Raw genomic sequence first — 10066 nt, forward strand, 5'->3', positions numbered from 1 at the left:
TTACTACCGTTCCTCGCCCTGATATTGAAAATACATCTTCTACAGGCATCAAAAACGGCAATTCTACCGGCCTTGGCGGTACCGCTACATATTCATCTAATTTCTCCATTAACTTCTCTATCGATTTCTTTCCATATTCACTATCTTCATCTTCCAACGCTTTCAGCGCAGAACCCACCACTACCGGCACATCATCTCCAGGAAAACCATATTTCGTGAGCAATTCCCTCACTTCCATTTCCACCAAATCTATCATGTCAGGATCAGCCACATCGGCCTTATTTATATACACCACTATATATCCAACCCCTACTTGCTTTGCGAGCAGGATATGTTCTCTCGTTTGTGGCATCGGACCATCAACCCCCGATACCACCAATATTGCAGCATCCATCTGTGCCGCTCCCACTATCATATTCTTTACATAATCCGCGTGTCCAGGACAGTCCACATGTGCATAATGTCTAGTCTCTGTTTGGTATTCAACATGCGCTGTTGCTATCGTTATTCCTCTTTTTCTTTCCTCTGGCGCTTTATCTATTTGGTCATATGCTACAAAATTTCCATAATGCTTTGTTATCGCTGCCGTTAATGTCGTTTTTCCATGATCCACATGCCCTATCGTTCCTACATTTACGTGCGGCTTGCCAAATGCTTCTACTACTGTTGTCATAACTATTACCCCTAATTATATTTTAACTTTAACTCATCAACCACATACTGTGGCACTTGTTCATAACAAGAAAAGTGCATACTATATTGCGCCCTTCCTTGAGATATAGAACGCAAAACATTTATATAACCAAACATACTTGCAAGAGGCACTAAAGCCAAGATTATAGTGCTATTATTGCGCGCTTCCATACTTGAAACTTGTCCTCTTCTACTATTTACATCACCCATAATATCACCCATGTACTCTTCAGGAGTAATAATTTCAACTTTCATTATAGGCTCTAACATTTTAGGAGCAGCTTTGTTTGCCATTTCCTTAAATGCACCTTTTGCAGCAAGTTCAAAAGCCAAAGGGCTTGAATCAACTTCATGAAATGCTCCATCAAGAAGGGTAGCTTTAAAATCAATCACTGGAAAACCAGAAATAATACCACCTTCTTTTATCAGCTCTAAACCATTTTGTACACCAGGAATATATTCCTTTGGAATAGCACCACCTACAATTTTGCTCTCAAATTGAAACCCTGAACCAGGCTCAAGCGGCTCAAATTTTATTTTAACCTTAGCAAATTGACCAGCACCACCGGATTGCTTCTTATGAACATAATCAATTTCAACGGACTTAGTTATAGTTTCACGATATGCAACCTGTGGAGCACCAACGTTAACACCAACATTAAACTCACGCTTTACTCTATCAGTAATAATTTCAAGATGCAATTCACCCATACCTTTCAATATAGTTTGACCGCTTTCCGCATTTACTGACATGCTTAAAGAAGGATCTTCAGCGACCAACCTATTTAAAGCCATTCCCAGCTTTTCTTGATCTGAAGTAGTTTTAGGCTCCACAGCAATCTCAATAACAGGCTCTGGGGATTCTATACGCTCTAGTAATATAGGAGAATTGGGCAAGCATAGAGTATCACCAGTAATCGTTCTCTTTAATCCAACCAAAGCAACTATATCTCCCACTTTAGCTTCAGTGATATCTTCTCTATTATTTGCATGCATAAGCAACATTCTACCAATTGTTTCGGTTTCATTCTTTGCTGCATTTAAAACAGTAGATTTAGACTTCAATTTACCAGAATAAATGCGAATAAATGTCAAGCTACCTACAAATTTATCCGTCATAACTTTGAACGCAAGAGCGGCAAATTTTTCTTTTTCTGAAGGTTTTATTTCAATTTTCTTTTCCAAATCTTTCGGATCAGTTCCAGTAATCGTATCGACATCAATAGGAGAGGGTAAAAAATCAACTACAGCATCTAGGAGAGGCTGTACGCCCTTATTCTTAAAAGCCGACCCACATAACACAGGAACAAATTTACCTTTAATAGCCCCAATTCTTATACATTTTTTTAACAAATCAACTGGAATATCATTATTTTCAAAGTAAATATTCATTACTTCATCATCCATTTCTGCTGCAGCTTCTAATAAAAGATGTCGATATTCTTTAGCCTTATCAAGCAAGTCGGATGGGATATCTTCATAAGAAAATTTAGCTCCAAGTGATTCTTCTTGCCATATAATAGCCTTCATAGTTACAAGATCCACTATACCCTTAAAGTCCTTCTCACTTCCTATTGGTAATTGAGTTACTAAAGGTACTGCACCTAACTTTACTTTTATCATGTCAACACATCGATAAAAGTCAGCACCTATTCTATCCATTTTATTCACAAAACAGATACGAGGAACGTTATATTTATCAGCTTGACGCCAAACAGTTTCAGATTGAGGCTCCACTCCTGCAACTCCATCAAAAACAGCTACTGCACCATCTAAAACTCTCAAAGATCTTTCAACTTCAATAGTGAAATCAACGTGACCAGGAGTATCTATAATATTAATTCTATGATCATCCCAAAAACATGTTGTTGCAGCAGATGTAATTGTAATACCACGCTCTTTTTCTTGCTCCATCCAATCCATAGAGGCAGCGCCATCATGCACTTCACCAATTCTATTTTCCTTACCAGTATAAAATAAAATGCGCTCTGTTGTGGTAGTTTTACCAGCATCTATATGAGCCATTATCCCTATATTTCTGTATTTAGATATTTCAACTTCCATATTGTAATCAATCCGCTAACATTAAAAACGAAGGTGAGAAAATGCTTTATTGGCCTCAGCCATTTTATATTTTTCTTCACACATTTTAAACGCGCCACCACGTTTATTATATGCATCCAGTATCTCAGAGTGCAAACAATCAGCAGAAGTTTTTTTGCCCTTTTTTCGCATGGCAGAAGCTGACCTAACAATCCATCTCAATGCTAAAGAAACAGCTCTATCTTTTCGAACTTCCACAGGTACTTGATAAGTTGCACCACCTATACGCTTAGAACGCACTTCTATAGAAGGTGTAACATTTTCTACTGCCGTTTCAAAAATTGACAACCCATTTTCGCCTGTTTTCTTTTCAGCTAATGATAAAGCGCCATAAACAATTTTTTCTGCTATAGATTTCTTACCAGACTTCATAATTGTATTGACGAAACGCATCAATAGAACACTACTATAACGTGAATCAGGATTAATCTTTCTTTTTTTTGCTTTATTGCGACGAGCCATAATTTTAACCAGATTTCTTTACACCGTATTTCGAGCGAGCTTTCTTACGATTCTGCACACCACGCAAATCAAGAGCACCTCTTATTATATGATAACGTACACCAGGCAAATCTTTAACTCGCCCACCACGTATCAAAACAACTGAGTGTTCTTGCAAATTATGACCTTCACCAGGTATATATGCTGTTACTTCACCATAACCACTAACTCTTACCCTAGCTACTTTACGCAATGCCGAATTAGGCTTTCTAGGAGTTGTAGTATATACCTTAGTACAAACACCCCTACGCTGAGGATTGCTTTGCCCAAGAGCTGGCATTTTCTTTTTACGTACTAATTTTGATCTACCCTTGCGTACTAATTGATTTATTGTAGGCATATATAAACTCAAACTCATTAAATAACTAAGTTTCTATTTATAAAATAATAAACCTAAATAGTCAATATAAAAATGAGCTTTTTAGAAAATATTAAAAACCTTGTTTTTTAGCTATAAATCAGCATGGCTTTAAATAGAGTACCCATATTCTCAGTTAGCCTTAAAAATTCATTAAAGATCTTGTTTTTCTGCATATTATTTGCATTTTTCATTAAATTTTGCACCCTTTCTTTTATGCCAAATAAATATAAAATTTCTCTTTGAGTTAAAATTTCACAATTTGCATATTGCAATGAATGTTTTAATGCTTGAAAATTCACAAGTGCAGTAATATCACTACTACCAACATCTTCGAGAAAATTGGAGTAATTGTGTTGCTTTATTGATTGCAGGGTGCTTTTATAGGAAGGGTATATATAACCATAATCTATGATCAAAGCAGCACCTTTATTTTTATATATTTTTTCTTCGATCCTACTCAGTATCTCAATTCCTAATGGAGATACTTCCATCACTGCACCGTCAAAAAATTTTCCATTCAAATTTTCGCAGCCCATCATTACTTTAACTGCATTGTAAAAATCTATCGTTTCAGCTTGTACGATCTTAAAACTACTATCATCTTGTTTTGCTATTCTGTTTTCATACCATTGTCCCTTATTGTAGGTAAATTGGTTAATTGGCAGAGCATCAAAAAACTCGTTTGCTATAAATATGGTTGGTTGTTCTGGTAAATTGTCGATGCCATCATGCCATTCAATATTTAAATCCTTTAAAATTTGCTCCTGTATGCTGCGTAAAATAGGACTAACTTCGATCAAGTGAAGTGACATTGAATGACAAAAATTATTGTACTTTTTAGTGACTCTTGTTATATCGCGAACTAGACTTCCCTTACCAGGCCCAAGCTCAACCAAAGAAAATTTTTCTGGTTTGCCTAGCTTCTCCCACGCATGCATCACCCATATTGCTACTATCTCACCAAATAATTGGCTAATTTCAGGGGCAGTGACAAAATCACCATTTTTACCAAACGGTACTTTATTCATGTAATAGCCATATTTTTTGTGGTATAAGGCAGCATCCATAAAAGCACTTATTGATATTGACCCTTTGTTTCTGTCGATTAGTTCATGTATATAAGTGAGCATATTATTAATAAAAGTTTAACAATAGTATGTCATATTATTAAGATAGTAGAAGTGTATGTGTATATATGATATAAAAAGAGTTCAAACTACAGTGCTTTAGTTATGGACGATTATAAACCAGATGATACCAACTATATTGCTCTTGCATCTCAAGATGATGATAAACTAGAAGAAATTGCTAGCTTTATAGAAAATAAGGTTATAAGTGCTGATGGTTTAACCTTAGCAGAGGTGTTTCAAGTATTAGTGCAAATGCTAAATGGTGATTTAGAGCTAGTTAAGAAAGTGTTGTTATATGCAAACATGATGGTGAAGCATGGAATGAAAATACCACAAGAATCACGATTAACTAAATCTGACGTTCGTCGAGCTTTGCAAAACAAAAAGGGTACAGCTAAGTCTGACTTTGTCGAAAGTCCGCCTGTCTTACCTAATGCAAAGTCAATTACAAAAAAAGGTAGAGGTGTTTAAAGATGGCTGAATCTATAAGAAAATTTACTGTGGAATGCGATTTTAAGGGTCAAAGTTCACCTTTTGCAATATATATAGGAAGTCCAAAAAGTGATACTCACCCGATCCATCATCAAGATTCTTGGCTTGCAAAGGAGCGTGGAGGAAATATTCCTAATAAAATCAAAGAAAGTTTGCAAAGGTTGCATACGTTATCTCAAGAAAATGGTATCTCTTTTTCAGAGTTATGTGCATATGCTATTACTGTAGTGAGCAATAACGATAAACAAAGTGGTGACAAGCAAGGTGATGATAAGCAGTAACTTTAATTTCTTAGCATTTCGTTTATAGAGACTTTTGATCTAGTTTTTTCATCTGCTTTTTTCACTATAACCACACAGTAAGTTGAGATATTGTTCTTAGATTGTATAGATCCCGGTACTACTACAGAATACGGTGGCACTTCACCGTAAAATGTTTTGCCGGTTTCTCTATCAATAATTTTTGTTGATGCTGCAATGAATACTCCCATGCCTAAAACTGATCCTTCTCTCACGATAACACCTTCGGCTACTTCACTTCGTGCTCCAATAAAGCAGTTATCTTCTATAATAACTGGAGAATTTTGAATAGGTTCAAGCACGCCACCTATGCCTACTCCTCCAGAAATGTGGCAATTTTTTCCTATTTGTGCACAACTTCCAATTGTTGACCAGGTATCTATCGTAGTTCCTGAGTCAACATATGCGCCAACATTGATAAAACTTGGCATTAAAACAACATTTGCTCCTATATACGCAGATTTGCGCACAAAACATCCAGGCACTACTCTAATTTTTGATTCACGAAAATTTTCTTCACTCCAGCCATCAAATTTGTTATTGATCTTATCAAAACAACCATGACCGAGCATTTTACTTTCTTCAATAAGAAAATAAAGCAATATTGCCTGCTTTATCCATTCGTGTGTTATCCATCTTCCATCAGACATTTTTTCTGCCACTCTAATTTTGCCACTGTCTAATAGTTCGATTACGTCTTGGATTATTACTTTTGCTGATTTTTTTAAATTATTAAAATTGTCTTTACTCTCCCAGATGTTTTCTATACCACATTGTATTGTTTTTAGTTGCAAGCTTTTCATTATATTGATATTAAACTGACACGGGTCATTATTAACTATATATCAATGCTATGAAAATACAATGTAAGAACTGTGCTAAAATTTATTTAGTATCTATAGATCAAATTGGTAAATCCGGAAGGAAAGTAAAATGTACAAGCTGTAATTATGTGTGGTATGAGTATCCACCAAATGAACTGCCCTCTGCTGGTACACAAGCAAAAAAAGGTAACTTTTTAGCTTTTACTACCTTTGCTTGCGTTACATTTATGGCATTATGTTTTGTAATAGTTAGCCCAGGTGAAGTGAAGAGGGTATACAATACGTACAAAGATTCAATCAGTTATAAACTGTCAGGGTATAAAAAAGAGCAAGCAAACAATTCATATACAAGAAAGTTTGCTACAACAAATGAGCTGCATCAAGATTATTTATTCTTGTCCCATTTAAAGAGTAGTTAAATACTCCCTACTTCCCGGCTTACTGACTGGTAATTGTTTTAGTTCATCCGGGAGTTCTGCTTCACTGTAGTCTTTGACATTCAATTCAATAAGAGGGATGACGGGAAAAGGTAACTTTGTGTCGCTTTTTCTTTTGATGAGTGCAGCTTCAGCAATAACTTGCCCACCACAATTCTTTATGCACTCTACAGCTTCAAGTGAAGATTTACCCGTAGTGATTACATCTTCAACCAATAATATCTTATCACCTTTTTTAATTTCAAATCCACGACGTAGCTCAAATTGACCATGAACACGCTCACAAAACATTGTTCTTACCCCAAGCTGCCGACCGATTTCATAACCCACAATTATTCCACCAATTGCAGGAGATAATATCAAATCCACAGGGCTATCCAATTCCTTTTTTATTTTATCTACTAATGCTGCACAGATCTTCATTGCTCTGTCAGGGTTTTCAAAAATTTTAGCACACTGTATGTATGTATCACTGTGTAATCCTGATGATAATACAAAGTGTCCACGCAAAATAGCTTTACTTTCTTTAAATTCTTTTATTATTGGGTCGTTTTCATTCAATATCATTTTTATTTTCACCATTATATTCTTTATTAATCACCTGAGTAATGCAAACATCAGACCAAACATTTATTGCCGTTTCAAACATATCTATTATTGTATAAATCGGCAGGATAAGGCCCATAACGTGTAAGGGAATATTCATTGATACTAAATAGCTAGTAGCCATAAAGTAGCATCCCATTGGCACTCCGGCGTTGCCAATTGCCGCACCAGTTGCTAGAAAGATCCAGATAAACATTTCACTTAAGGAAAAGGTATATCCGTTTACTTCTGCAACAAATATTACTGTAATTAATATAAAAGCAGCACAGGCATTCATATTGATCGTCGTGCATATTGGTAAAGTAAAGGACGATAATTTCTTTGGCACATTCAAATTATTCTGTACGCAATTTATGGTTGTCGGTAATGTTGCACTGGATGATTTTGAGAAAAATGCAAGCGTTAATGCTGGTATAACTCCTTTAAACGTCTGCATTGGTGATATCCCTTTATACCACATAAGTAGCGGTAAAATTAAAAACGCTTGAATAAAATTTGCAGACATTATGCAAGCAAAATACCACAAGAGGCTATAGAATTCGTTATCACCTTTTAATTCATGTAAAAAGCATGTGATGAAAGACCAAACTGCAAGAGGAATAAATTTTAATAATATTTGAGCAATTTTAAGTAGCATATCAAAAAGTGCGGAGAACACTAGATGCAATATATCTTGTTTTTCTTTGGTCAGAGAGATAATAGCACCACCCATTAAAAAGGCTATCAATATGCTGCCGATAATATTATTTTCAAGAAAAACCTGAACAAAATTGGAAGGAACAAGAGATTTTAAATATGAGAAATAACTGTGATTATTGCTATTTACACTCTCTATTGTATTGCTTACGAAATGTTTTCTTGCTGGGTCTATTAACAGATAAAGTGACAATGCAACAACTGCAGCAGCAATTGTTGTTAGCAGGGTATAAAATAATATTTTCTTAATTAAGTTCTTTATTTCAATGGAATCCTTTAGCCCTGAAAGGGTAGATACTATAGACAAAAAAACCAGAGGCAAACTGATCAGCTTTAATAAACTGATGAACACATCACTCAGTAGCTTTGCTATCTCAAATATAACTTCATTATTTAAGTAATAAGCAACTACTGCAAACAGTATAGAAAAGAGTATTGCAAACTTATGCATTGGAAATAAAATTTCAAAGTGACATTGTACAATCAGTAGCGCATTTAGTCTACTTTACAAATCAATATAAAATCATAATACTTTATAATTAATTTAATATTAACGAGAGGTAGTATGACTAAAGAAATAATTTCAGTATTTGGGCCAATAGCTGCAACATGAGCTCTCATTGGTTTTGGTTTGAGCTTTACAGCTTTATCACCTTTAGTTATTGGTGGTGTTATTGGTTTTTCGTCTATGGTAGCGTGTGCAGCAACAGTTTTTATATTAGAATCTTTGGGTATAATACGTAAGCACAAAGAAGCTCCAAAATTAAAGCAAACCATAGGCATGATCATTCTTCCTATTATCACTACTGCTGTTGGTGTTGTTCTTGGTGCTGCTGTAAATCCTGCCATAATGTTAAATATGTGGACAGCTGCTTTAGCTGGTGCAGCAATAGGAATGCTAGGAATAATGTTATCCGGGCTTGCAGCAGTGGATATCATTGAACCTGTAGTTGAAAAAGTGACACAATGCTTTTCAAATGAAGCATATATTTAATCAGTAGAGTACTTAATCTACTTTGAGTAATAACTTTACAAGTTAGTATAAGATTGTAATATTTAGTTATTAATTTAATATTAAGAGGGAAGTATGGGTAAAAAAATTTTAGAAATTGTAGAAGATATTTCTTTAGAAGGAGCTATAGCAGGATCTATCATAGGTTTTGGCTTAAGTTTTACAACCCTATCACCTTTAGTCATTGGTGGTATTATTGGTTGTTCATTTTGGGCGGGGTTGGCAGTTGTTGCGGTAGTTGTAGGGTGTGTATTATATATAAAGGATAAGAAAGCACCGAGTAATTGCGGTCAGGTAATAATGGGCGCTAGTAAACTGATAATTACTGCTTCAGTAGTGGGTGTTGCCCTTGGTGCTGTTGCACACTCTCTGTTTCCTGGTGTAATGTTAAGCACATGGCCGGCTATTTTAGTTGGCGCAGTTATAGGAGTAACTGGAACGGTGTCAGCTGCACTTGTAAAAGATTATATTATTGATCCTATAGTTGAAAAAGTGACACAATGCTTTTCAAAGGAAGCATATATTTAATTAGTAGAATACTTAATCTACTTTGAGTAATAACTTTACAAATCAATATAAAACGATAATACTTTATAATTAATTTTATATTAAGAGGTAAGTATGAATAAAGAAGAATTAAAATTTTTGGGAAAGGAGCTGCAATAGAGATATTGTGAGTTCATATGTGATCAATGGACAAAATCTCCAGAATTGCTGGGAGTGTTAAATAAACTGTGTCAAACCGAAAAATGATATATTAATGATATAAAAAATGGAGGTTTAACAAATGAAAGAAAAAAGAGCAAACAACTATGTTGGATTAGTAAACTATCAAGAATTAGAGACAAATATCCTGTCATCTATAAGAGAAGGTAAACCACTAACCGGAAGAGAAGGAGCACTGACACCTTT

The 10066-nt window shown here is 35.1% G+C and carries 13 protein-coding genes and 1 pseudogene; 6 read left to right on the forward strand and 8 right to left on the reverse strand.

Annotated elements, in window-relative coordinates:
• The 5 genes from IC220_RS04755 to IC220_RS04775 form a co-directional block, all read right to left on the reverse strand.
• Positions 1 to 673: GTP-binding protein (locus tag IC220_RS04755; RefSeq protein WP_188153398.1), on the reverse strand; the 673-nt coding region annotated here is incomplete at its 3' end.
• An 11-nt stretch (positions 674 to 684) separates the two neighbouring features.
• Positions 685 to 2757: an elongation factor G gene (fusA, locus tag IC220_RS04760; protein WP_188153399.1), complete on the reverse strand. Its 2073-nt coding sequence runs from the start codon at positions 2755 to 2757 to the stop codon at positions 685 to 687.
• A gap of 21 nt (positions 2758 to 2778) precedes the next feature.
• Positions 2779 to 3258: a 30S ribosomal protein S7 gene (gene rpsG / locus IC220_RS04765; protein ID WP_188153400.1), complete on the reverse strand. Its 480-nt coding sequence runs from the start codon at positions 3256 to 3258 to the stop codon at positions 2779 to 2781.
• 4 nt (positions 3259 to 3262) lie between these two features.
• A complete protein-coding gene (gene rpsL, locus IC220_RS04770) occupies positions 3263 to 3637 on the reverse strand; it encodes a 30S ribosomal protein S12 (protein WP_188153401.1) in 375 nt (124 codons plus the stop codon).
• Between the two features lie 107 nt (positions 3638 to 3744).
• The gene (locus IC220_RS04775) at positions 3745 to 4788 is read right to left on the reverse strand and encodes a class I SAM-dependent methyltransferase (protein WP_188153402.1); all 1044 of its coding nucleotides are present in this window, start codon (positions 4786 to 4788) and stop codon (positions 3745 to 3747) included.
• A 102-nt stretch (positions 4789 to 4890) separates the two neighbouring features.
• On the opposite strand from IC220_RS04775, the gene IC220_RS04780 reads away from it, so the two are divergent.
• Positions 4891 to 5259, forward strand: a complete 369-nt coding sequence (locus IC220_RS04780) for a hypothetical protein (protein WP_188153403.1) — start codon at positions 4891 to 4893, stop codon at positions 5257 to 5259.
• Between the two features lie 2 nt (positions 5260 to 5261).
• Entirely contained in the window at positions 5262 to 5561 is a 300-nt protein-coding gene (locus tag IC220_RS04785) for a DUF2610 domain-containing protein (RefSeq protein ID WP_188153404.1), read from the forward strand.
• 2 nt (positions 5562 to 5563) lie between these two features.
• On the opposite strand, the gene dapD is transcribed toward IC220_RS04785, so the two are convergent.
• Positions 5564 to 6382, reverse strand: a complete 819-nt coding sequence (dapD, locus tag IC220_RS04790; RefSeq protein WP_188153405.1) for a 2,3,4,5-tetrahydropyridine-2,6-dicarboxylate N-succinyltransferase — start codon at positions 6380 to 6382, stop codon at positions 5564 to 5566.
• A gap of 50 nt (positions 6383 to 6432) precedes the next feature.
• On the opposite strand from dapD, the gene IC220_RS04795 reads away from it, so the two are divergent.
• A complete protein-coding gene (locus IC220_RS04795; protein ID WP_188153406.1) occupies positions 6433 to 6822 on the forward strand; it encodes an MJ0042-type zinc finger domain-containing protein in 390 nt (129 codons plus the stop codon).
• Here IC220_RS04795 and pyrE read toward each other — a convergent pair.
• Together pyrE and IC220_RS04805 are read right to left on the reverse strand one after the other, a co-directional pair.
• Positions 6808 to 7407, reverse strand: coding sequence for an orotate phosphoribosyltransferase (gene pyrE / locus IC220_RS04800; protein WP_188153407.1), 600 nt, complete (start codon positions 7405 to 7407; stop codon positions 6808 to 6810). The two genes, IC220_RS04795 and pyrE, sit on opposite strands and share 15 nt — an antisense overlap.
• Positions 7394 to 8593 (reverse strand): dicarboxylate/amino acid:cation symporter, encoded by a 1200-nt coding sequence (locus IC220_RS04805; RefSeq protein WP_188153408.1) that lies wholly within the window; start codon positions 8591 to 8593, stop codon positions 7394 to 7396. The genes pyrE and IC220_RS04805 overlap by 14 nt, the downstream gene beginning before the upstream one ends.
• Before the next feature lie 180 nt (positions 8594 to 8773).
• On the opposite strand from IC220_RS04805, the gene IC220_RS04810 reads away from it, so the two are divergent.
• The 3 genes and pseudogenes from IC220_RS04810 to IC220_RS04820 form a co-directional block, all read left to right on the forward strand.
• On the forward strand, positions 8774 to 9136 hold the full coding sequence (locus IC220_RS04810; protein ID WP_188153409.1) for a hypothetical protein: 363 nt from the start codon (positions 8774 to 8776) through the stop codon (positions 9134 to 9136).
• A gap of 93 nt (positions 9137 to 9229) precedes the next feature.
• Positions 9230 to 9682, forward strand: coding sequence for a hypothetical protein (locus IC220_RS04815; protein WP_188153410.1), 453 nt, complete (start codon positions 9230 to 9232; stop codon positions 9680 to 9682).
• 259 nt (positions 9683 to 9941) lie between these two features.
• A pseudogene (locus tag IC220_RS04820) lies at positions 9942 to 10066 on the forward strand (IS256 family transposase); the annotation flags it as partial.

The sequence above is a fragment of the Wolbachia endosymbiont of Pentalonia nigronervosa genome (genome assembly GCF_014534705.1).
Lineage (GTDB): Bacteria > Pseudomonadota > Alphaproteobacteria > Rickettsiales > Anaplasmataceae > Wolbachia.